The organism is Chloroflexota bacterium (genome assembly GCA_026706485.1).
Lineage (GTDB): Bacteria > Chloroflexota > UBA11872 > UBA11872 > UBA11872 > JAJECS01.
In genome coordinates this window covers 160,116-182,072 of the sequence record JAPOYR010000010.1, presented here as the reverse complement: position 1 = coordinate 182,072, position 21,957 = coordinate 160,116, and the positions used below count along the sequence as shown (strand labels likewise).

The window sequence follows — 21,957 nt, the reverse complement described above, 5'->3', positions numbered from 1 at the left end:
GCTAGGATTGCTCGTTCGCCGGCCACTCGATCGCCCAGCCACCGATGCCGCCGCCTGAATTGTCAGCCGAAACGGTTCAAGCGACCGTTCGCCGCGCGTTGGCCGAGGACATCGGCACGGGTGACGTGACGACCAACGCCGTGGTCGATGCGCATGGCGCCGTGAAGGCGCCAATCGTGTTCCGCGAACTCGGCATCGTGGCGGGATTGGACGTGGCGCGCGAGGTATTTGCTCAGCTGGACGACGCGGCCGAGGTGGAGGCCGTGGCGGCCGACGGGACGCGGATCGCGGCCGGCGAAACTGCGGCCGTGGTGCGCGCTCGAACCCAGGCCATGCTCACGGGCGAGCGCGTCGCGCTCAACTTCCTGCAACGCCTCAGCGGCGTCGCCACCCTGACGCGGGCCTTTGTGGATGCCGTGCAAGGGACCGGGGTGCGCATCCTCGATACGCGAAAGACCACCCCGACGCTGCGGGCCTTGGAGAAATACGCCGTACGCGTGGGCGGCGGCGCCAATCATCGCGCCGGGCTCTACGACGCGATCTTGATCAAGGACAACCACATTGCGGCCGCGGGAGATGTGGCCCGGGCCATCGCGCGCGCTCGGCGTGGAGCTCCGGCCGGCATGGCGATCCAGGTCGAGGTCGAAACTTGCGACGAGGCGGCGGCGGCCGTTTCCGCGGGCGCGCATGCCCTGCTGTTCGACAACATGCCGGTGGCCGAGGTTGAGCGCGCCGTGGGGCGTGTGGCCGGCGACGTGCGCTTGGAGGTCACGGGCGGGGTGACCCTGTCGAACGTGCGGGAATATGCCGAGACTGGCGTCCACGACATCTCGGTCGGAGCGCTCACGCACTCGGCCCGCGCCATCGATATCGGGCTGGACTTCTAGGGCCCGGCGGTCGCCCCTACGCGCCGAGCATTGGCTGCATGCGCGGCCAGGCCGCTTCGTGATCGAGCAGCTTCTGCTTCACGTCGGTGCCGCGGACATAGCCGCCCAGACCGCGTGAGCCGACAATGCGGTGGCAGGGGACGAAGATGAGGTTTGGGCTCGAGCCGACGGCTCGGCCGATGGCCCGGGTGGCATGGGGACTGCCGACCGCTCGGGCCAGCCAGGCATAGCTGCGGGTTTCGCCGAAGGGCACGTTGCGGATCGCGTCCCAGGTGCGGCGCTGAAAGTCGGTGCCTGCGCGGTGGTCGAGGGCAACGTCCAGACGCTGGCGCCCGGACGTGAGGTACTCCCACAGCTCTTCGAGCGCTTGGCCCGCGGTCTGGTAGGCGGCGCGTCCGGCGACCGGCCACTGGTCATGCTCGGCGCGCCGGCGGCGCGAGCGCTGCGCCCCGCGTGACCGGGTGCGCGCGGCGCTTGACGTCCGCTGCAGGGCGGTGACGCAAGCCGCTTCGCGGCTGTGTGCCAACGTCGCGCCCACCAGCCCAACCTCGCTGGCCGCGACGCCGCACCATCCCCAGCCATCGATGGTCCTGACGGCGAGGGCGAACTCGAGGAAACCGTCGGTCATGTGGTCAGGCGGCGCTGGCTCCCGGGACTGGCAGTGTATCCAGCACCTCCCGCACCACGTCGCGGGTGTCGACGCTGCGGATGCGGGCGGCCGGGCTCACGATCACCCGGTGGGACAGCACCGCCACGGCCAGGTTCTTCACGTCGTCGGGAATCACGTAGTCCCGGCCGCGCATCGCCGCCAGCGCCTGGCTGCCGCGGTAGAGAAACAGGCTGCCGCGCGGACTGGCTCCCAGGTAGACCTCGCCATGGTCGCGGGTGGCCCGCACGAGATCGACGATGTACTCGTGCACCAGTTGATCGATGTAGACCTCCCGCACGGCCGCTTGCGCAGCCAGGATCGTGTCGACGTCGGCCACTTGCCGCACGGCGGTCAGCGGGTGGGTGTGCTGCTGGGCGCCGAGGACTTCAACCTCGTCCGATCGATCCGGGTAGCCCAAATTCACGCGCAGAAAGAAGCGGTCGAGCTGGGCCTCCGGCAGCGGGAAGGTGCCCTCGTACTCGATGGGGTTTTGCGTGGCCATGACCAGGAACGGGCTGGGCAGGGTGTGAGTCACGCCGTCCACGGTGATTTGGCGTTCTTCCATGGCCTCCAGCAGCGATGATTGCGTTTTCGGCGTGGCGCGATTCACCTCATCCGCCAGCAGGATCTGTGACATCACCGGGCCGGCGCGGAATTCGAACTCCTGCGACTTCTGGTTGTAGATCGTCACGCCGGTCACGTCGCTGGGCAGCATGTCCGGCGTGAACTGCACGCGGCTGAACGTGAGGCCAAGCGACTGGGCCATGGCCTTGGCCAGCGTGGTCTTCCCGACTCCCGGCACATCCTCGATCAGGATGTGCCCGTTGCTTAGCAGGGCAACGACGGTAAGTTCGACGGCGTCGCGCTTGCCGACAATGACCTGATTGACGCTATCGGAGACGCGCTGCGCAACTGTGCCGATGTCATCCATGTGGTGCTCGCTCACGTAGGGGCTGGTCCCGCCCGCGCCAAGCCAGCGAGCCGCACTATACCCGAAGCGGCCCCGGTTGACGCCGGTTCGGACGCGCGTGAAGCTTGGGGCGCCGGGCGGATGCGCTCCCGGCGGGGATAGTTGAGTGGCCCAACGTGGGCTTCCCAAGCCCAAAACGCGGGTTCGATTCCCGTTCCCCGCTCCACTGTCAGCGCAGCGGCGTGCCTAGGCGCCTGTGCCGTCGGCGAGCCGCGGCAGGACGAACTGACGCAGCCTGTCCTTGCCAAGCACGATCATGCGCCCGTCGATTTCACTGACCCAGAGCCCGCGAATATCGCCGAAAAAATCATCCGAGCCGGCGTATTTGAATTGTCGGACGAAGGCTCCCGCGGTTCCCTCGCGCTTGTCGATTTCGACGATGCGCTTGTTGGAAACGTCGGCCAGGAAGAGGCTCTCCGACTCGGCGTCGGTGAATATCCGGGACGCGCGCAGCGCGTCGCCCTCGAGCCCAGCGATGGTGAAGCCGATCTGGGAGCCGCCGCGGAATCTCAGGATCGATCCGTCCTCGAACAGGACGTAGATGTCGCCGTCGATCGCGAAATCAATGGCCGTTGAGAGGTCAATCTCATCCCGAGCGTCCAAATAGCTCGTTGGCCCCAGCTCGTAGCCGCCGGCGGTCCATTGGTATTTGAAGATCGTGTTCGCCCCCGGGTCAAGCACGTAGAGATTGTTGTTGAAGTTGTCGAACGCCACCGGGGTCCGCCACTCCTCAGTGCCGGTGATGCGCAGCAGGCGCGCCGTATCGCTCTCATCGATGCTGAAGATGTTGTATCGATTGTCGATGACGATCGGGCTCAACGATCGGTCGATGACGGCGATCAGATCCTGAACGGTCACCGAGCCGACGACGTCGCCCTTCCTCAGCAACGACACGCCCTGGCGCGCGGTCTCATAGGACAACAGCTGATCTGAAATAGCATCGATCACATACTTCGAGTCCAGTCGAACATCGAGGGCTTCCACCGCGCTGCCGATGCCTGCGCTATCGAACTCGTCGATGGTTGAGCTTGGGACGATTTTGTAGACGCGATTGATGCGTTCTTCCTCGCGCGTGATGTCGTCGAGGAGACGGTTGATGTCCTGCGCGAGCAGCCGGGCAGTGTCCGCCGACAGCGCTTGATTGGCCAAGTCTTCGGCATCGCGCAGCATCAACAGCGTGGCGGCGCGGCCTTCCTCGGGTCCGCGGTCTTGCGCTTCGCGGAACAGATCCTCGGCCTGCGTCAGCAGCTCCGTGGCCCGTGAGCTTGACTCAACGGGTTCGAAATCGCCCGGGCCGGTTGTCGCAGTCGGCGACGGACCGTCGAGCGCGGGCGTTTCGACGAGGTCGCTCTCAGCCGGCGCGGGCGAGTTTCGCAGGATCAGCACCACCGCCATGACCACGAGCAACGCCAGCGACAAGCCGAAGAGGAGGGTGCCCGGCCCTGGGAACGAGCGCCGGCGGCGGACCAGCAGCGGATCGCGGTGTCCCTGCAAATCGGCGCCTACGTATTCGAGCGGGCGCGCGGGCGGCGCGGCATCGACCGGGGACCGCTGGTCGCCGGGACCTGCGGCCCGAAGGTCACGCAGGCTGTCCCAGTCGTCGTCGAGCCGGTCGGACGGCGGCTCGGGTGCGGTGGCTTGCGGCCGAACGCGCCGGTTGCGACCTCTGCCGGTAACGAGATCCACGAGCGCACGCACCACCACCATCGGCAGCACAACAACGAGTGTGATCAGCGTAACGGGCAGCGAGATGATCCGCTGTGCCAATGACTTCCGTTGCGCCGGCGCTGCCCGATTTCGAGAAAGGTCGGACCAGGTCTCGTCGGCGTAGGCTCCACCGGTTTGAACGCGCCTGCCGAGACGCGGGTCATCTTGCCGCGGCGACTGCAGGCTGGCGGGGTGCGACTGGCTCACCGACTCGTCCTGATAGGCGAGCTCCGGGTCTCCGTCGTCCAGGGAACCGACGGATGTCGTGTCCGTGGCTGCGGGCGGATGCCTGCCATCCGTCGGGACTCCGCGGGCCGAGACGTTCGCGAATTTCACGACCAGGACTTCGCACTGTTGCCCGCCGCGCTGGGCGATGAGGGCGCACATGTCGTACGCCGCTTCCTGGGCCGAGCGCCGGCGCAGCATGCCGCGGATTTCACGTTCCGTGAGTTCATGACGAAGGTCCGTTGACGCCAGCACCAAGCAGTCACCGTCCTGAAGCTGCGCGCGAAACAGGTCGATCTCCTGCTCGACGTCAAGACTGGATTGGTAGGCGGAGTCGAAATCGGGCTCGTTCGGGAGGGCATTGATCGTGCCGTTACGCAGGAAAAAGACTTGCGTTGGCATGACTTGGGCGATGTAGACGGTGCCGTCGGCGATGACGGCTCCCGTGGCGCCGACGATCGCCGCCGCCTCACCCGGATCGGCCGACACGGTGACGCTGTAGGACGCTTGTCGCATGCTGCTGACCAACGCCGCGGCAATGTCATCGGACTCACCTGCGTAGTAGGTGGTGGTTGCAGCGCTGACGAAGGCGCGTCCCTGGCGGTCCGTGCCGCCTTGCACCACGACGTAGAGGTCCCCGAGAGCGGCTTGGGCCGTCGGCGCGCGGGCAACCTGGATTCGGGGGCTATCGTGGCGGGGTGTGCCGCCTCTCAGGCTTGCCTGGCCAGTGTCAACCAAGCGCAGCGTTTTCCTTCGAGCCGTGGGACCGGGCGCGCCAAGCGGCCGATCCTGCGGTTGCTAAGTACCCCGGTCCTCATATGCTAGCGTTAATCGAAGTGCTGGTTGACGTGACGCGCCTCGGCGCAAGGAGTTGTCTCTGCGAGCCCCCCACAATCGATTTGCGGAACCGCGGACCCGACCCAAGGGCCCCCGGGTCAACGATGAAATCCGGATCCGCGAAGTTCGCTTGATTGACGAAGACGGTCAGCAGATCGGAATAGTTCCGACAGAGCAGGCCCTGGCAGTGGCGCGCGGGCGTGGACTCGACTTGGTGGAAGTTTCGCCGGACGCCCATCCGCCGGTCACGAAGATCCTTGACTACGGCAAATTCAAATACCACCAAACACGCAAGCAGGGAGAAGGCAAGAAACGCCAAAAGGCCGGCACGGTCAAGGAAGTTCGATTTCGTCCGGCCACGCGTGAGCACGACCTCGAGTTCCTCATCCGCCGGCTGGAACGCTTCCTTAAGGATGGCAATAAGGTGAAGGCCACGGTTCGGTTTCGGGCTCGCGAACGAATCCATCCCGAGTTCGGGGTCCGCATTCTCGAGCGCGTCAAGCAGACGCTGGCCGATTGCGGGGTGGTCGAGCGGGACATCATGCCCGAGCAGGACGGCCGGGTGCTCAGCGTGATCATGGCGCCGAGCGGGCGAGCCTAGGCAGCGCTCCCCAGCTTCCCGACACAGCCGCGCCGTGACCTCCGCTGAACGACCCGCCCCGCTGCGCGCCACGTGGCCCCAGCGCACGCATACGTGTGGCGAATTGCGACTCGCACACGCCAGCCAAGCCGTCACGCTCAACGGCTGGGTGCACCGCCGACGCGACCAGGGCGGGCTGATCTTCATCGACCTGCGCGACCGCTACGGCATCACGCAGATCGTGATCAACCGCGACGAAGCGCCGGAAGCCCACGCGGCCGCCAGCCGCGCACGATCCGAATTTGTGCTTAGCGTGTCCGGATCGGTTCGGTCGCGGCCGCAAGGCACCGCCAATCCCGACCTGAACACCGGCGATGTCGAGCTGGGCGTGCAGGCCGTGACGGTGCTGGCGGAGTCCAAGGCGCCGCCGTTCGAGATCACGGCCGAGACGAATGTGGACGAAAGCGTCCGCCTGCGCCACCGGTATTTGGACCTGCGCCGCCGGGGTCTGCGCGAACTCATCGAGCTGCGCCACAAAGTCGTGCGCGAGATGCGGGAGTATCTGTGGGCGCGCGATTTCCTGGAGCTGGAGACGCCGACGCTCGTCCGCAGCACGCCCGAGGGATCGCGCGACTTCGTCGTGCCCAGCCGGCTGCATCCAGGGAACTTCTACGCCCTGCCGCAGTCGCCCCAGCAGATGAAGCAGCTGATCATGGTGGCCGGACTGGACCGCTACTTCCAGTTGGCGCGCTGCTACCGGGACGAGGACCTGCGGGCGGACCGCGTATTCGAGCACACCCAGCTCGATATCGAGATGGCCTTCGTGGAGCGCGAGGACCTGCTGGAACTCATTGAGTCGCTCTACCTCCACATCGTCGGCAAGCTGTCGTCACAGGACCTTGCCGAGGTTCCATTCCCGCGAATCAGTCACGCGGAAGCCATCCGCCGGTTCGGCACCGACAAGCCGGACGTGCGCTTCGGCCTCGAGCTCGTGGACGTGGCTCCGGATGTGTCCAGTCGTGGATTCCGCGCGTTCGACGACGCCATCGCCGACGGTGGACAGGTGAAGGCCGTGGTGGCGCCCGGCATCGCCGGCTACTCGCGGCGCGAGGTGAGCGCGTTGCAGGACATCGTGCAAGAGGCCGGGGCGGCCGGCATGGCGACCATCGCATTGAACGACGACGGCTCCATTCGCTCGCCGCTCGCTCGGTTTTTCGGCGAGGACGCGCTCCGCGCGGCCGCGCGAAACGCCGGAGCGAACCAGGGAGATCTCGTCTGTATCGTCGCCGGGTCAGCCCCGGTTGTGGCCGAAGCGCTCGGGGCCCTGCGCCTGCACTTGGGCCGTGCCCTGGAATTGATTCAGCCGAATCAGCTGGCCTTCGTGTGGATCATCGACTTTCCGCTCTTCGAGATCGACGAGGAATCGGGGGGCTTCACGTTCAGCCATAACCCGTTTTGCTCTCCGGCCGACGACTCGTTCGGGCTTCTCTACACGGACCCGGGACGCGCCTTGTCCAAGCAATACGACTTGATTTGCAACGGGCACGAGATCGGCGGCGGCAGCATCCGCGCCCATCGCGCCAAGGACCTGCGGCGCATCTACCAGGTGATGGGCTACAGCGACGCGGAGATTGACGACAGCATCGGCCACATGTTGGACGCGTTTACCTACGGCGCGCCGCCGCACGGCGGCATTGCGATGGGTGTGGATCGGCTGGCGATGCTCCTTGGAGGCACCGAGAACCTGCGCGACGTCACCGTGTTTCCCAAGAACCAGGCCGGATTCGACCTCATGCTCGGAGCGCCCGGGCCGCTGGAGCCTGAGCAGTTGGACGAGCTGCATCTGATGGTGCGCGACGAGCAGGAAGAGTCCCCGGCGGACTAACCGCCGGCCCGCGGGCTACCGGGGCGGCGCCGCGCCAAGTCGGTCGCCGAGCCACTCACGAATGTCGTCCAGCTCCGCGGGAGCGATGCGGTGGGCGACTGAGTATTCGCGGTAGGTCACGTCGGCGCCTTTGGCGATCAGGATGTTGCGGGCGTGGTGGCCTTCGGTCGCGGGGATGAGTGGGTCGGCATTGCCGTGTCCGATGAAGATGGGCAGGTCGTCGAGGCTTCCGCCTTCGGCGCACTCCACCGACTCGGGCAGATACCCGCTCAACGCGACGACGCCGGCCAATCGCCTGGGATCGGTGGACGCCGTGGCCAGCGACATCACCGCGCCCTGGCTGAAACCAAGCAGAACGACGCGTTGCGCATCGACCGGATAGCCCGCGACAACCGCGTCCAGGAATTCTCGCAGCCGGATCAGGCTCGGCTCGAAGGTCAAGGGATCTGGGTCGCCGATGTCGTGCATGTCATACCAGGCATAGCCCATGCCGAACGGACCGGGGAGCGCGTAGGGCGCTTGGGGGGACACCACGAGCAGGTCGGCGCTACCGAGTTCGTTGGCCAGTGGCAGCAGATCGTGCGCATCGGCCCCGCGACCGTGTAGGAGCACGAGCAGTGCGTAGGATTCGGAATCCGTCCGCGGCGGGGCGATGAGGTGCTCCAGGGGAGCCGGAATAGGATCCCAACGATCGGGCACCGTCATGACCCCCTGGCCGCGCGCCGGGCGGCGGCGCTGTCGAGCTCGTCCATCGTGCCAAGCCCCAGCGTATGCAGGCCGTGATACAAGCCGCCGTGATCGAGCAGCTCGTCGTGCGTGCCGCGCTCCACGATTCGCCCGTGTTCCAGCACGACGATCTCCGTTGCCCGCTGCACCGTTGAGAGGCGGTGGGCGATCACGATGGCCGTGCGGCCGGCCATGAGCGTCTCGAGGCCGCGCTGAATGTACGCCTCGGTCTGGGCGTCCACGGCGCTGGTCGCCTCGTCCAACACGAGCACGCGCGGGTCCAGCAGCAGCGCTCGAGCGAACGACACCAGTTGCCGCTGCCCAATGGAGAGGCCGCCGCCGCGCTCTTCGACCTGCGTGTCATAGCCAAACGGCAGCGAGTCCACGAAGTCGTGCAGTCCAACCGCTTGCGCCGCGGCGACCACTTCGTTGCGAGACGCCGTCGGTCGGCCATAGGCAATGTTGTCGTGGATACTCCCGCTGAAGAGCGTCGGCTCCTGTAGCACCAGGGCCATGCGCTGTCGGAGCGATCGCTGAGTGACGTGGCGCACGTCGTGACCGTCAACCGTGATCGAGCCTGACGTCACGTCGTAGAGGCGAAACAGTAGGTTGATGGCCGTGGTCTTGCCGGCGCCGGTCGCCCCGACGAGCGCGATCATGTCCCCCGGACGCGCGTGCAGCTCGAAATCGTGGAGCACGGGTGTCTCGGGGTCGTAACCAAAGTTCACCTGCCTGAAGCGAATCTCGCCCCTGATGACCCCGAGGTCTCGCGCGTCGGGGGCGTCGGTGATCTCCGGTTCGATATCCAGGATCTCGAAGACGCGCTCACCCGAGGCCAGGGCGCCCTGCAGCGTTTCGTAGCGTGCGGCGAGCTCCTGGATTGGGGCAAAGAAGCGCTCGATGAACAGCGCGAACGTGGCGACCAGACCCACCGTCAGTCCGTCAACTCCGTCGATCACGAAGCTGCCGCCAAACCAGAGCACCAGGCCGGTGGCGACGGCGGTGAACACCTCGACCACGGGCACGGTGGCGGAGGAGATGGCGAAGGTGCGGAACTGCGCCTGGAGCTGCGACTGGTTGACCACGTCGAAGCGCTCGAGATTCACCGCCTCTCGAGCGAAGGCCTGCGTGATGCGCATGCCGAGCACCGACTCGGCGAGCACGCCGTTGAGCGTGGACGTGCGGGCTCGCATGGTTCGGTACCACCGGCGCGCCAAGGCGGCCACGAGCCGGGCGCTGAGGTAGAGCAGCGGCGTGACTACCAGGCACAGCAGGGTGAGCTGCCAGCTCAGCAGGCTCATGGCCACCAGGATGCCGACCAGCATGGCCACGTCGGCCGCGGCGCCAAGCACGCCTTCGGTGAGCACCTCGCCGATCGCTTCGATGTCCGATACGACGCGGCTGATCAGGCGTCCGGTGATCTGGCGGTCGAAGAATCCAAGCGAGAGGCGCTGATACTGTCGAAAGACCCCCGTGCGCAGGCGATGCAGCAGCTGGTTCCCCAGGCGCGCAGTCAACTGACGCTGGACGCCGAGGGCGAGTCCGTGGCCGAGCGTCACCGCCGCATAGGCGACGACGGCAAATAGAAGCACGCTCCCATCGTTTGCCAGAACGCCGTCGTCGATCGCGCGCCCGATGATGATGGGCTGCAGCACGCCAAACCCGGCGACCGCAAGGAGCGCCGTGAGCGCGATGCTCATGCGCCGGCGGTCGGTGGCCAGCAGTCCGAGCAGCCGCCGGGCCACGCGGGCGCCGAGGCCGGGAACTTCCGCCGACTCCTCGGCAAACGTTCCCCGGGCGTCCGCGCCGCTCATGGCCATCGTGCTACTGCTCGTCCGTAACGGCGGCCGCGCGCCGGGAGTCTTGGGCACTGAGTGCGGAGCGACGCTGCCGCTGCACAAGGCCGCGATAGAAGCCTGGGCGGGCGGCCAGCTCGTCGTGCGTGCCGCGGTCGGTCACGCGGCCATCCTCGATGACGAGTATCTGATCGGCGCTTTCGACGGAGCTGACTCGCTGGGAAATGACGAACGTGGTGCGCCCCTGTGCCCGGGACCGCAGGGCGTCCTGGATGCGGCGTTCAGTCTCGGTGTCCACGCTGGCTGTTGCGTCGTCGAGAATCAACACCGGCGCCTCGGTGAGCAGCGCGCGGGCGATGGTCACCCGCTGCCGCTGGCCGCCGCTGAGTCCCACGCCGCGCTCCCCGACGACGGTGTCGAAGCCCTCGGGCAAGTCTTCGATGAAATCGAGCGCTTGGGCGTCGCGCGCGGCGGCGACGATGCGATCCGTGTCGGCCGCGGGATCGCCAAAGGCGATGTTGTTTCGCACGGTGTCCGAGAACAGCATGGCGTCCTGCGGGACGATGGCCACCTGCCGCCGAAGGGTTGCCAGGTCGAATTGGCGCACGTCGACGCCGTCGAGGCGCACCGTGCCCGTGGTCGCGTCGTAGTAACGCGGAATGAGCTGCACCAAGCTGCTCTTGCCGGACCCTGTGGGCCCCACGATCCCGATGACCGAGCCTGCCGACACCTTGGCGCTGACATCGCGCAGCACGGGCTCCCGGCGTCCGTAGGCGAGATTCACGCCGTCGAGCTCAACCCGGCCGGCCACCCGGTCCGGCGCGTGACCGTCCGGCGGCGAGGCAATGCGCACGGGTTCATCCAGCAGCTCGAACACGCGACCGCCCGAGGCGATGGCGATGGCGATGCGCTGCACCACGAATCCCAGCTGCTGCGTGGGTGGAATCAGCCGGGCAAAGTAGTAGTAGAAGGCCACCAGCACTCCGACGGACACCGTGCCTTCGAGCGCCAGGCGTCCGCCGACGCCGAGGACGATGACCGTGCCGATGCCGGCGACGGCCAGCATGGCCGGCATCAGCCGCGCGCGCAGCCGCGCGGGACGCATGGAAAGGTCGAACAGCCCTCCGGCCGCGCGGTCGAAGTCCTCGATTTCGGCGTTCTCCTTGGCAAATGCCTTCACCACCCGCACGCCGTTGAGGTTCTCCGAGAGCACCCGGGTCACGGCGGCCTGCTGCTGCTGAATGCGCTGCCACATGGGCCGCACCACGCTCCCGTACCACACCGACATGCCCGCCAGGACCACGAGCACGGGAACGATCATCAGCGTCAGCGTGGCGCTGGTGAGAGCCATGCCCACGATGATTGCGATGTAAAGCCCGAGAATGCGCACCGTCTCGGTCACGCCCACGCCGGCGAACATTCGGGCGCGGTTCAGATCGCTGACGGCTCGGGTGATGATGTCGCCGCTGTCCACGCGGTCGTAGTAGCTGAACGGCAGGCGCTGCAGGTGCGCGTAGAAGTCGAGGCGCATGCGGGACGCCACCCGCGTTTCGTACACCCGCATGGTCATGCGGGTGAAGAAGAACCCGGCACCGCGCACGAAGATGAGCGCGGCGGTCAGCCCCACCAGCGCGGCGAGGCGCGCCCGGTCGCCGGCCCCGATGCCCTCGTCGATGACGCGCGCGATGACCTGGGGTATCAGCAGGTCCATGGCGGTGGCGACGCCCCACATGGCGAGCGACAGCAGCGCCCATCGCCAATGCGGCCGGACATATTTCAGAATCCGGACGAGCGGCCTTATGCGCGAACCCCTTGCGAAGGCTCTTTGGCCTCTTCGGGCAGCGGCGCGCCGTTGGCCCCGTCGGCTTCCTCCGCCGCCGCTACAGCCGGCTGCGGCGCCGCCTCGTCCGGGTGCTCATGCAGGCGGGCTTGCGCGTGGAGCACCTCGAGGGCGCCCCAGCGCACAAACGTCCAGATCAAGGCGCCGATTGGAATGCCGAACACGATGCCCCAGAAACCCGCCGCTACTCCACCGATGATCACGCTCAAAATCACGACCAGCGGATTGACCCCGAGGGCGGTGCCCATGACCCGCGGCTTGACGATGTTCTCGATGACGAGCGAGAGCACCGCCACGCTGATGCCAACCCAGATCGCCAGATCGACGCGAATGGTCAGGGCCATCACGATGGGGAGCCCGATGCCGGCCGCCAGGCCAACGAACGGGATGAACATGAGCAAGCCCGTGGCGACGGCAACCAGCAGGCCGAACGGCATGTCGGCGATGAAGAAGATCAGGATCACCGCACCGCCCCAAATGGTCGACGCCACCGCCTGGCCGCCCAGCCAGCCGCCGAACGTGCGCTCGGCGGAGCGAATGCCCCGGTCGAATCGCGCCCGCCACTCCGCGGGCAATTCGCGGCGCAGCCGCTGCAAATTCATGTCCCATCCCAGCAGGATGTAGAACGAGATGATCAAGGTCAGGATGGCCAGACCAAGCCCGCCGAGAACCGCTCCCGTCGACGCCAGGATTCCAGCGGCAATGTCCTGGCCGAGGGTGATGATCTGCGCATTGAAGCCGGTGACCACCTCGGTCACGGTGTCCTGCGGCACGCCCCATTGCAGGAGCTGGGCGTGCAGATTCTCAAGGATTTGCGTGGCGTTCGCGGTACCCGCGGACAGGTTGCCGGCTGCCCGTCCGATTTCGGCGAACAGCGGCGGCAGGATGAAAAAGGCGGAAAGGGCCGTGATACCGGCGATCACGAGATAGACGATGGTGGCCGCGAGCAATCGCGGTATCCGGAAGCGGCGCATGAACCGCACGGGCTCCAGCGCGATGAGGTTGATGATCCAGGCCAGCAGCAGCGTCACCACCAGGGCCGCGAAGTTCCCGACAAGACCCCACAGGAACTGCAAGAGCCAAATGCTGGCGACAACGATCCCCAGAACGAGCAGGATCGTCCGCAGACGCAGGTAGTTCACGCGCGCGCGGGCTTGGATGCCCGCGAAGGTGGTCGACTAGACGGCATTCTACCCGCGCGGCTGGCGTTTCCCGGGTGCCGTCCCACCGATTTTCGGTCGAGCCGAAGGCCGGTCGCGATGCCATCGCACTAGAATCGACCCAGGAAGCGCCGGCACTCGCGCGCCCAACAAGGAGATTCTCCAGCTGCCCCCCACGGTCAGCGCCGCAGTTGAGGAAAAACTCGCCGGGCTGCCTGACGCGCCCGGCGCCTACCTCATGCGCGGTGCGCAGGGCAATGTGCTGTACATCGGCAAGGCGCGCTCCCTCCGCAGCCGGGTGCGCAGCTATTTCCGGCGCGGCGACCATTCGACCAAGACGGTGTCCCTTGTGCAGCGAGTGGTTGATCTGGAGGTGATCGTCACCGATTCCGAAGTCGAGGCCCTCTTGCTGGAGAACAACCTCATCAAGGAACACCGTCCGCCGTTCAACGTCACGTTTCGCGACGATAAGGGATACCTCTACGTCAAGATCACGATCAACGAGACCTACCCGCGAGTCGGCACGACCCGTCGCATCCTGCGGGACGGCGCGCTCTATTTCGGACCGTTTACCAGCGCCAAGTCGGTGCGACAGACGCTCAAGCTGCTCAACCGGCTGTTTCCTTATCGCACGTGCACCATCGACATGGGCACTCCGATCCCGCGCCCGTGCCTGAAGTTTCACCTCGGACTGTGCATCGCGCCCTGCACGCGCCACTGCACCGTGGAGGAGTATGCGGCGGTCGTCGACGGCGCTGTCGGATTCATGCGCGGCGACTATGACCACGTGGTGGAGCGCCTCACGGCCCAAATGTGGAGCGCGGCCGAGTCCCACGACTACGAATCGGCCGCCAAGCATCGCGACCGGCTCAAGGCGATTGACAAGGTCGTCGCCGAGCAGAAGATCACGGACCTGCGCGGCGGTCAGATCGACGTTATCGCCGCGGCCCGCGAGGGACGCGAGGCGCAGGCAACCGTGCTGCGAATCCGGGGCGGGAAGATGATCGGGCGCGGCACCTACGAGCTGGCGGTGACGGGTGAGGAGACGGACGGCGAAATGCTCGACGACTTCGTGCGTGAGTACTACGACCGCGCGCCCGAAGTGCCGCTCCTGGTGCTGACATCGGCGCGGCTTTCGGATCCGGAGCCTCTGGCCGCATGGCTGGGCACCCTGCGAGGCGCGAAGGTCGAGGTCCGCGCCCCGCAGCGCGGCCAAAAGCGAAAGCTCGTGGCCATGGCCGCTCGCAACGTGCGTGACACGCTGCAGATCGAGCGGGCCCGGTGGCTCAACTCCGGACGCAAGCTCCGCCAGGCACTGCTCGAGATCGGCACGGCGCTGGGGCTCGAACGGCTGCCGCGGCGCATCGAGGCCTACGACATTTCCCACATCCAGGGGTCGTTGGTCGTGGGCTCGCTCGTGGTCTTCGAGGATGGGGTGGCCAAGAAAGGCAAGTATCGGCGGTTCAAGATCCGAAACCAGCCGGGTAACGACGACTTCGAGTCCATGCGGGAAGTGCTGCGGCGCCGCTTTACGCGCTATACCGAGGTCGTCGCCGGTCGGGAGGCGGCCGAGGGCACGTTGGGACGGCGCGCGCTGGCCGTGGTCCCGCTGCAGGAAATGGACCCCGACACGGAGTTGCCCGCGCCGACTAACGTGACGGCGGGCTCGAGCAGCGAATGGGGCTCGGCACCGGACCTGGTGCTCATCGACGGCGGCAAAGGCCAGCTGAGCGCGGCGCTGGACGTGTTCCGGGAATTCGCCATCGATCCGGCGGAGATCCCGCTGGCCGCGATCGCCAAACAGCACGAGGAGCTGTTCGTTCCCGGCCGCCCGGCTCCGATTCGACTCCCCCACGACAGCGACGGCATGCGACTCGCGCAACGGATTCGCGACGAGGCGCATCGGTTCGCGGTGAGCTTTCACATCAAGCTGCGCACCAAGAAGGGAAGGCGCTCGATCCTGGACGAAATTCCGGGCATCGGCCCGAAGCGCAAGCGGGCCCTGATTCGCGCCTTCGGCTCGCTCGAGCAGATTCGGCAAGCATCGGCGACGGAACTCGCCACCGTCGACGGCATGACCGCCAGCGCCGCGCGCGCGCTGAAGGAGGCCCTGTGAATTCAGAAGTCGAGCGCCAGCGCATCTCGGCGCGTCATGCGACCTGCGAATTCGACGCGGACGCGTCGCCGGTCGTCTGGGTTCCTTCGCACGCTCGCCTCACGGTCGAGGCCCGCGACGCCTACGACGGGCATTGTGACGATCTCGATGTCGACGCCTTTGCCCGGCGACGCACGCCCGGTCGCATGAATCCGTGCACGGGACCGATCGGCGTGACGGATGCGGCGCCCGGCGACACGCTGCGGGTGGCGATCGAGGCGATTCGGCTCTCACCACGGGGATACGTGGCGGCGCTGCCGGGTACCGGCATCCTTGGCAATCAACCGGTGGATCCGGGCATCGAGCCCTTCGACGTGGAAGGCGACGACGTTCAGTTCGCGGGTCGTGTCACTCTGCCGGCGCGCCCGATGGTGGGCACGATCGGCGTAGCGCCGGCCGCGGGCAGCATCATGACCCTCAGCCTCGGCGACCACGGCGGCAATTTGGACTTCAACGAGATCACCGCGGGCACGACCGTGTATCTGCCGGTGCGCGCGCCAGGGGCGCTGTTCGGCATCGGCGACGTCCACGCCACCATGGGCGATGCCGAGGCGCACTCCGGGGTGAACATCACTGCCGAGATTGACGTGACGCTGGACGTGCTGCGCGCTGAGTCTCTCGAATGGCCCTGGTTCGAGACGGCGACGCATGTGATGACCGTGGGCGTCGCCGACGACCTGACCGAAGCGCTGCGACTGGCCACGGCGGCAATGGAGGAGCGGCTGGTGCGCGACCTGGGCATCACGCCAACCCAGGCCCGGATGCTGTCGGGTGCGGCGGTGGACCTGAAGCTTGGCCAGGCCGGCGGATACGGCGTGCCGGTGAGCGCCTATGCCCGGTTTCCGAAGTCGGCTCTCTAGGTGTAGACACGAGCAGCGGTTAGAAGGGCGTTCAGCGCGGGCCTGCACAGCCGTTGGGTACAAGGCCGGTCCCGCTACGATGACCGGGCTGGGCGTGGGCGTTCCGCGGGGTGTACGTCCTTCACAACCAGACCACCCCGCGGGCGCTCGGTATTCTAACGCACCGTTCGCTGGAGACGGTGCTCGGGCTTGGCCAAGCCGGGGTCTACGGCGTGCCGGTTAGCGCCTACACGCGCTTTCCGAAGTCGGCCATTGGAGACGCGAGCGCAGGCAAGTAGAGCCTTCAGGGCGGGGCCGTGCGAACCGCGCAGCAGGGGCCAAATCTGGGCACATGACCGGTGCCGTTACGATGAATGGGCTGGGCGTGGGCGTTCCGCGGGGTGGCGACTCTCCGCTAGCAGGCCGGACCGCACCGCCCCGCGGGCGCTCACGTCCGGCATTGTAGCGAACCGTTGGCTTTGGCTGGCGACCCGGAATGCGCCCACGATGCGACCGTTAGCGACGGCGAGCACGAGGCCGCATGATGCTGTGCAGCTTGGCGCCGGCCTCGAAGGTGACCGCTGGCGCCGGTTCGCCGGTCCTCTTCCTCACGCGTCAGCCGGATTGCTGCTGGCCGCGCCGGTGTCCGCTCCCTGCTCCCATTGCGTGTGGAACACGCCCTGCCGGTCGACGCGCCGGTAGGTGTGCGCGCCGAAGTAGTCCCGCTGGGCCTGCGTGAGGTTCATCGGCAGACGGTCCGAGCGGTAGGCGTCGTAGTAGTCCAGCGAGGCGCTCATGGCGGCGAACGGCAGCCCGGCGTTCTTGGCGCTGGTCACGACCCGGCGCCAGCTTTCGTCAGCCTCGGCAAGCTGCGACCGAAACTCCTCGTCCAGCAAGAGATTTACCAGCAATGGGTCCGAGGCGAAGGCCCGTTGGATGTCCCCCAGCAGGCGGGCGCGAATGATGCAGCCGCCCTTCCAGATACGCGCCAGCTCCGCGGGCTCTAGCTCGTAGGCGTAGGCCTCGGATGCGGCCCGCAGCAGGGACATGCCCTGAGCGTAGGAGCACACCTTGGCCGCATAGAGCGCCAGGCGCACAGCTTCGACGAGTCCGTCGAAGCGTTCGATTCGCGGGGCGCCGTCGGGCCGGAGCAGCGGCGCCGCCGCGACGCGTTCATCCTTGAGCGCCGAGATGTGGCGCGACCACACGGCGGCGTCGATGGTTGGGATCGGCGTGCCCAGGTCGAGCGCGTCGCGGGAGGTCCAGCGGCCGGTGCCCTTTTGGCCAGCCTGATCGAGAATGGCGTCGACCAGGAACCCGTCGCCGTCGGCGTCCCGCACCCTGAAGATGTCCGCCGTGATTTCAATCAGATAGGACTCGAGGTCGGTCTCGTTCCAAGCGGAGAAAATGCCGGCAAGTTCGTCGGGTCGATAGCCCGCCGCGGCCAGAAAGCTGTAGGCCTCGGCGATGAGCTGCATGTCGCCATATTCGATGCCGTTGTGGACCATCTTGACATAATGCCCGGCGCTTCGGCGCCCCACATGGGTCACGCATGGGCCGTCGTCCACCTGGGCGGCGATCCGGGTGAGGATGGGCTCCAGCCGCGCATAAGCATCCTCGTCGCCGCCGGGCATGATCGAGGGACCGTAGCGCGCGCCCGTCTCGCCGCCGCTGATGCCGGTTCCCAGGTAGCGCATCCGGGCGCCCTCGACGACATCGATGCGGCGCTCGGTGTCGACATAAAAGGAATTCCCGCCGTCCACAACCGTGTCGCCGGGATCGAGCAGCGGAATCAGCTGATCCAGCACGGCGTCCACGGCGCGTCCCGCATCGACCATCAAGATCACCCGTCGCGGGCGCTCCAACGCGTCGACGAAATCGTCCAGATGCTCGACACCCCGAATGTCAGTTTCGGACGCCTCGCGCTCCAGGAATTCCGTCGTCCGGCTGTAGGTGCGGTTGTAGACCGCGAGCGGGAATCCGCGCGAGGCGATGTTCAGGGCGAGGTTGCGACCCATGACGCCCAAGCCGATCAATCCGGCGGCGGCGGTGGCAGGCATGACGCGGTGGTCCTCTCAGAGCGTTAGGTGTACTGGCGGCGCCTGGCGCCATTATCCGCTCGCGCTGAGCGAAGTCGAAGGGCGCCGGTCATGGTTCGACAGAGCCTGTCCTGAGCCCGCCGAAGGGCTCACCACGAACGGCGCCCACGCATGTGGCCATCCGAGGGTCACGGCTTCATCTCCCGGCGGGCGATGTAGGGGCGCCTCTGGTGGACGGTCATATTTCCGCGCCCCGGCCGGCCACGCAGCCGGTGGCACAATCGCATGAACGAAGTGTCAGACGGGAGACGCCGTGGCGAGGCGACGCGGGACCAGGGCGGCGGTCAAACTCGAACGTCGTCGCGAGGCTCGTCAGGAGCGGCAGCGAATCGCCCGGCGTCGCCGCTGGATTCGCCGCTCGCTGATCAGCGGCGGCGTGCTGCTCGTGGTGGGCGGCGTCGCCGCGCTGATCGTTCTCTTGATCGTTTCGAACACGCCGTCCGCCGAAGTGGCCGCCCGGCGCGTTCGGATCGACGATGAAGGCCGCCTGCACGTTCCCGTGGGGACGCCCATCGAGTACGCCAATGTCCCGCCGGCGTCTGGAACCCATTACCCCATCACCGCCCCCTATGGGGTTTACGAACGGCCGGTCGAGGAAGGTCTGTGGGTGCACAACCTGGAGCACGGAGCTATCGCGCTGCTGTATCGCTGTGATACCGACTGTGACGAGGTAGTGCCGGAATTGGAGAATATCTATGCGGACCTTCCCAACGCCGCATTTGGCGAGGTGAAGCTGATCGCCCTGCCCTATGCAGGCCTCGTGCCCAAGTACATGCTCGTCGCCTGGCACTGGCAGGAGCCCATGGACAGCTTCGACCCTGACCGGGTGCGCGAGTTCTACCGCGATTACGTGGACCGCGGGCCCGAGGCCGCGCCATAGACGAGTCGCGCAACCTGCGCTTCGCCATCCTGAGCGACGCCCACATCCTTGTGCCCGGCGCGGCGCCGCAGCACGGGGTGGATGCACGGGTCAATCTGGAAGCGGCGGTGCGCAGGCTGTCCGGTATCCGTCCGGCGCCGGAGCTCGTCGTGTATCTTGGCGACCAGACGAGCACGCCCAGCCCAGCGGCCTATGCCGAATTCGTCCGCATCACGCGTGACGTGCCGATGCCGCAGCTTTTCGTGCAGGGAAATCACGACGACCGAGCGATGCTGGCCGACGCGCTCCCGCTTCCGAGTGATGTCGAGCCGGCGGGCGCGCCCGATGGCTACTACGCCGTCGTCCGCCGCGGGGTGCAGCTGGTGGTGCTCAACTCCAACCCTGGAGGCGGTGCAGGCGGGGGTCATTTGGGGGCCGAGCAACTTGATTGGCTCCATGACACGCTGGCCGCCCGCAACCGCGAGTCAACCGTGGTGTTCGTCCATCACCACTGCCACCCAATCGGCATCGAGTGGCTGGACGCTGTTTGCCTGCGGAATGCCGACGAGTTGGCGGAAGTCTTGCAGCATCACAGTCGCGTCCTGGGAATCTTCTCGGGGCACGTGCACCAGCGCACGAGCGCCACGGTGGGCGGCATCCGCAGCGAGACGGCGCCATCGACCTGGATCACCCTCGGCCCGGACCGAGCCAACCTGAGCGTAAACGCCCATCAGGGATTCCTGGTAGTGGACGTGAACGACGACGGGCTGAATATCACCGAGGTTTCGATCTGAGCTAAGGCAAGTAGCCGCGCAGCTTCGAGCAGATTCGTTGCTCAGACTGAGTGATCCGGCGGGTCGTGAGGGCTAAGCGGCGAGGCTGTCGTGTACCTGCCCTTGCGAGGATTGCTGCGGAAACACGCTTTTCCGTATTTGCACTATGCTTGGCGGCGACCGAAATCGTCGGGAGGGGACGCCAATGGCTGCCCGGAAGAAGCGACTCACCCTGGATCTGGAGCCCGGCTTTCAGCGCCGACTGAAGGTCATGGCCGCGATAAAGGGCGTCAGCATGCGTGGGTACTGCCAGGCCGCAATCGACCGGGAATTGACAAGGGACGAGGCCAACGGCTTGGGCGGACTGTTGTCGGACAAGCCCGACCACGAGCGGTTCGCAGAACTCCAGATCGAGATACTCGGGGACAGGACTTTGCCCGGAAACTCTGCTGACCTGATTCGAGAGGCCCGTGAGATTAGGGAAACCGAGATTGAGCGGTGGGTGTGAGCGGATATGTCGTCGTCGATGCGAGCGTGGCCGTCAAGTGGTTGGTGCGAGAGGAGCACACGGACAGGGCTTTGGTGATTCTCAGCGCATGGCATGACGATGAGGTCACACCGGCCGCTCCCTACCTGTTGCCCTTCGAGGTCGCCAACGCTCTCCATCGACGGGTGACTCGCAATCAGTTGAGCGTCGGAGACACCGCTCGCATGATCTCGCAATTGCTTAGCTCGCGGCTTGAGTTGCACCAGTCGGTAGAGCTACACGCAAGAGCCCTAGCGTTGGCAACCGAACTTCAACAGGGGGCGGTCTACGACGCCCACTACCTAGCTCTGGCCGAGACGCTCAATTGCGAGCTGTGGACCGCCGACGAGAGATTCCACCGCGCGGCACGCCAGGCTGCCCGGAATGTCCGTTGGATCGGAGAGCCGGGCATCCTCGGTTAGCTTCCGGGAAACCGGCCGGGCGCTCAGCCTTGCGGCGGCGGCAAGCCACGGTAGCGCTGGCCTGCGACCTGATCGACATCGCACCGACCCCTTTGCTGGGCCTCGAATTCGTGCGCGGCTTGCTCGCTGGCAGCCATGGTCGCGAGCGAGCGATCGAGGTTCGCCGAGAGCCGTTCATACGACTGCTGCAGCCGCGAGACCCTTGCCTGACTGACCTGGCCGGAGTTGTGTGCGGTGAGGTAGTCATTCCAAGCCGTGCTGCTCGTCACCGTGCCGGCCTGATAGAACTGGTGCGCGGCGGTGTAGGTATCCGCCAGGGCTTCGCACTCCGCCTCGGGGTTGCCAAGCGCCGGCACTGGAATTAACCCTGGAACCTCCGATCGCGGTGCCCGCGAGCCAGGGCCCCGTGAACCGGTGTCCGGCTCGCGGGTGCGAGTCGGAGCGACGGTCGGTGCGGGCGTGACCGACGCGGCTACGGCTGGCGTGGGAGTGGGGGACGGCGCGGCAGTTGGTGCGGGAGTGGTCGACGCGGTGACGGCTGGCGTAGAAGCACGGGTCGGCGCGGCGGTCGCTACGGGAGTGGCCGACGCCGTTACGACTGGCGGCGGAGCTGGGGCCGGCGCGGCGGTCGACGCTGGAGTGGCTGGCGCGGCTACGGCCGGTGTGGACGTGCTCGACCACCCGGCGATCGGCGCGGGAGTCACCGGCGCGGTTACGACCGCCGCCGGAATGTGGAATGGCTCAACGGCCGGCCTGAGGGCGGCCGCCTCCGGGACGCGGAACCAAGCAGCCCCAGGGGCGGGAACGACCAGAGTCTGACCGGTCGGGAATTGCTCGACGCGGTCGCCGGCGCAGGCGCTCTGCACGCCCACACCGACCACGAATGCGACCAACAGAACCGCGGAGACACGGCGCACGGACTGACGCTCCATGCCTCCCGCCGCGCGACCGTCACTCCGACGACCGCGCCCGGATACCTTACCACGAGCAATTCCCGGTGCTCCCGGTAATGGCCTGCGCTG

The 21,957-nt window shown here is 66.8% G+C and carries 18 protein-coding genes and 1 tRNA gene; 10 read left to right on the top strand and 9 right to left on the bottom strand.

Features of this window, described 5'->3' with window-relative positions:
* Positions 1 to 44: 44 nt before the first annotated feature.
* Complete coding sequence (gene nadC / locus OXG79_08505) at positions 45 to 887, top strand: carboxylating nicotinate-nucleotide diphosphorylase (GenBank protein MCY3783810.1); 843 nt, start codon at positions 45 to 47, stop codon at positions 885 to 887.
* A gap of 16 nt (positions 888 to 903) precedes the next feature.
* On the opposite strand, the gene OXG79_08500 is transcribed toward nadC, so the two are convergent.
* Together OXG79_08500 and OXG79_08495 are read right to left on the bottom strand one after the other, a co-directional pair.
* The gene (locus OXG79_08500; protein MCY3783809.1) at positions 904 to 1,515 is read right to left on the bottom strand and encodes a methylated-DNA--[protein]-cysteine S-methyltransferase; all 612 of its coding nucleotides are present in this window, start codon (positions 1,513 to 1,515) and stop codon (positions 904 to 906) included.
* A gap of 4 nt (positions 1,516 to 1,519) precedes the next feature.
* A complete protein-coding gene (locus tag OXG79_08495) occupies positions 1,520 to 2,467 on the bottom strand; it encodes a MoxR family ATPase (protein ID MCY3783808.1) in 948 nt (315 codons plus the stop codon).
* Between the two features lie 131 nt (positions 2,468 to 2,598).
* Between OXG79_08495 and OXG79_08490 the strand changes: the two genes are divergently transcribed.
* Positions 2,599 to 2,672: transfer RNA gene (locus OXG79_08490), tRNA-Gly, on the top strand.
* A 20-nt stretch (positions 2,673 to 2,692) separates the two neighbouring features.
* On the opposite strand, the gene OXG79_08485 is transcribed toward OXG79_08490, so the two are convergent.
* Positions 2,693 to 5,176: a hypothetical protein gene (locus OXG79_08485; GenBank protein MCY3783807.1), complete on the bottom strand. Its 2,484-nt coding sequence runs from the start codon at positions 5,174 to 5,176 to the stop codon at positions 2,693 to 2,695.
* A 133-nt stretch (positions 5,177 to 5,309) separates the two neighbouring features.
* On the opposite strand from OXG79_08485, the gene infC reads away from it, so the two are divergent.
* Both infC and aspS read left to right on the top strand, forming a co-directional pair.
* The gene (gene infC, locus OXG79_08480; protein MCY3783806.1) at positions 5,310 to 5,876 is read left to right on the top strand and encodes a translation initiation factor IF-3; all 567 of its coding nucleotides are present in this window, start codon (positions 5,310 to 5,312) and stop codon (positions 5,874 to 5,876) included.
* 61 nt (positions 5,877 to 5,937) lie between these two features.
* On the top strand, positions 5,938 to 7,740 hold the full coding sequence (gene aspS / locus OXG79_08475) for an aspartate--tRNA ligase (GenBank protein ID MCY3783805.1): 1,803 nt from the start codon (positions 5,938 to 5,940) through the stop codon (positions 7,738 to 7,740).
* Positions 7,741 to 7,755: 15 nt separating this feature from the next.
* On the opposite strand, the gene OXG79_08470 is transcribed toward aspS, so the two are convergent.
* The 4 genes from OXG79_08470 to OXG79_08455 all read right to left on the bottom strand — a co-directional run bounded on the left by OXG79_08470 (position 7,756) and on the right by OXG79_08455 (position 13,244).
* Entirely contained in the window at positions 7,756 to 8,445 is a 690-nt protein-coding gene (locus OXG79_08470; protein ID MCY3783804.1) for an alpha/beta fold hydrolase, read from the bottom strand.
* Entirely contained in the window at positions 8,442 to 10,280 is a 1,839-nt protein-coding gene (locus OXG79_08465; GenBank protein ID MCY3783803.1) for an ABC transporter ATP-binding protein, read from the bottom strand. Before OXG79_08465 ends, OXG79_08470 begins: the two co-directional genes overlap by 4 nt.
* A 10-nt stretch (positions 10,281 to 10,290) precedes the next feature.
* Entirely contained in the window at positions 10,291 to 11,973 is a 1,683-nt protein-coding gene (locus OXG79_08460; protein MCY3783802.1) for an ABC transporter ATP-binding protein, read from the bottom strand.
* An 86-nt stretch (positions 11,974 to 12,059) separates the two neighbouring features.
* Positions 12,060 to 13,244 (bottom strand): AI-2E family transporter, encoded by a 1,185-nt coding sequence (locus OXG79_08455; protein MCY3783801.1) that lies wholly within the window; start codon positions 13,242 to 13,244, stop codon positions 12,060 to 12,062.
* A 184-nt stretch (positions 13,245 to 13,428) separates the two neighbouring features.
* On the opposite strand from OXG79_08455, the gene uvrC reads away from it, so the two are divergent.
* Both uvrC and OXG79_08445 read left to right on the top strand, forming a co-directional pair.
* The gene (gene uvrC, locus OXG79_08450) at positions 13,429 to 15,378 is read left to right on the top strand and encodes an excinuclease ABC subunit UvrC (protein MCY3783800.1); all 1,950 of its coding nucleotides are present in this window, start codon (positions 13,429 to 13,431) and stop codon (positions 15,376 to 15,378) included.
* On the top strand, positions 15,375 to 16,277 hold the full coding sequence (locus tag OXG79_08445) for an acetamidase/formamidase family protein (protein ID MCY3783799.1): 903 nt from the start codon (positions 15,375 to 15,377) through the stop codon (positions 16,275 to 16,277). Before uvrC ends, OXG79_08445 begins: the two co-directional genes overlap by 4 nt.
* 587 nt (positions 16,278 to 16,864) lie before the next feature.
* On the opposite strand, the gene gndA is transcribed toward OXG79_08445, so the two are convergent.
* Positions 16,865 to 18,316: an NADP-dependent phosphogluconate dehydrogenase gene (gene gndA / locus OXG79_08440; protein MCY3783798.1), complete on the bottom strand. Its 1,452-nt coding sequence runs from the start codon at positions 18,314 to 18,316 to the stop codon at positions 16,865 to 16,867.
* Between the two features lie 292 nt (positions 18,317 to 18,608).
* Here gndA and OXG79_08435 point away from each other — a divergent pair, with 292 nt between their 5' ends.
* The 4 genes from OXG79_08435 (at position 18,609) to OXG79_08420 (ending at position 20,935) form a co-directional block, all read left to right on the top strand.
* A complete protein-coding gene (locus OXG79_08435; protein MCY3783797.1) occupies positions 18,609 to 19,235 on the top strand; it encodes a DUF3105 domain-containing protein in 627 nt (208 codons plus the stop codon).
* Between the two features lie 26 nt (positions 19,236 to 19,261).
* Complete coding sequence (locus OXG79_08430) at positions 19,262 to 20,008, top strand: metallophosphoesterase (protein MCY3783796.1); 747 nt, start codon at positions 19,262 to 19,264, stop codon at positions 20,006 to 20,008.
* Positions 20,009 to 20,192: 184 nt separating this feature from the next.
* On the top strand, positions 20,193 to 20,495 hold the full coding sequence (locus tag OXG79_08425) for a hypothetical protein (protein MCY3783795.1): 303 nt from the start codon (positions 20,193 to 20,195) through the stop codon (positions 20,493 to 20,495).
* Positions 20,492 to 20,935: a type II toxin-antitoxin system VapC family toxin gene (locus OXG79_08420; GenBank protein MCY3783794.1), complete on the top strand. Its 444-nt coding sequence runs from the start codon at positions 20,492 to 20,494 to the stop codon at positions 20,933 to 20,935. Before OXG79_08425 ends, OXG79_08420 begins: the two co-directional genes overlap by 4 nt.
* 23 nt (positions 20,936 to 20,958) lie before the next feature.
* Here the strand turns inward: OXG79_08420 and OXG79_08415 are convergent, their stop codons facing one another.
* Positions 20,959 to 21,291: a hypothetical protein gene (locus OXG79_08415; GenBank protein ID MCY3783793.1), complete on the bottom strand. Its 333-nt coding sequence runs from the start codon at positions 21,289 to 21,291 to the stop codon at positions 20,959 to 20,961.
* Positions 21,292 to 21,957 lie beyond the last annotated feature (666 nt).

Bases quoted from the DNA above. Each gene is read 5' to 3' on its own strand.
- OXG79_08500 (MCY3783809.1), bottom strand. From the start codon at position 1,515: ATGACCGACGGTTTCCTCGAGTTCGCCCTCGCCGTCAGGACCATCGAT.
- OXG79_08495 (MCY3783808.1), bottom strand. From the start codon at position 2,467: ATGGATGACATCGGCACAGTTGCGCAGCGCGTCTCCGATAGCGTCAAT.
- OXG79_08470 (MCY3783804.1), bottom strand. From the start codon at position 8,445: ATGACGGTGCCCGATCGTTGGGATCCTATTCCGGCTCCCCTGGAGCAC.
- OXG79_08465 (MCY3783803.1), bottom strand. From the start codon at position 10,280: ATGAGCGGCGCGGACGCCCGGGGAACGTTTGCCGAGGAGTCGGCGGAA.
- OXG79_08460 (MCY3783802.1), bottom strand. From the start codon at position 11,973: ATGGACCTGCTGATACCCCAGGTCATCGCGCGCGTCATCGACGAGGGC.
- nadC (MCY3783810.1), top strand. From the start codon at position 45: ATGCCGCCGCCTGAATTGTCAGCCGAAACGGTTCAAGCGACCGTTCGC.
- gndA (MCY3783798.1), bottom strand. From the start codon at position 18,316: ATGCCTGCCACCGCCGCCGCCGGATTGATCGGCTTGGGCGTCATGGGT.
- OXG79_08425 (MCY3783795.1), top strand. From the start codon at position 20,193: ATGGCTGCCCGGAAGAAGCGACTCACCCTGGATCTGGAGCCCGGCTTT.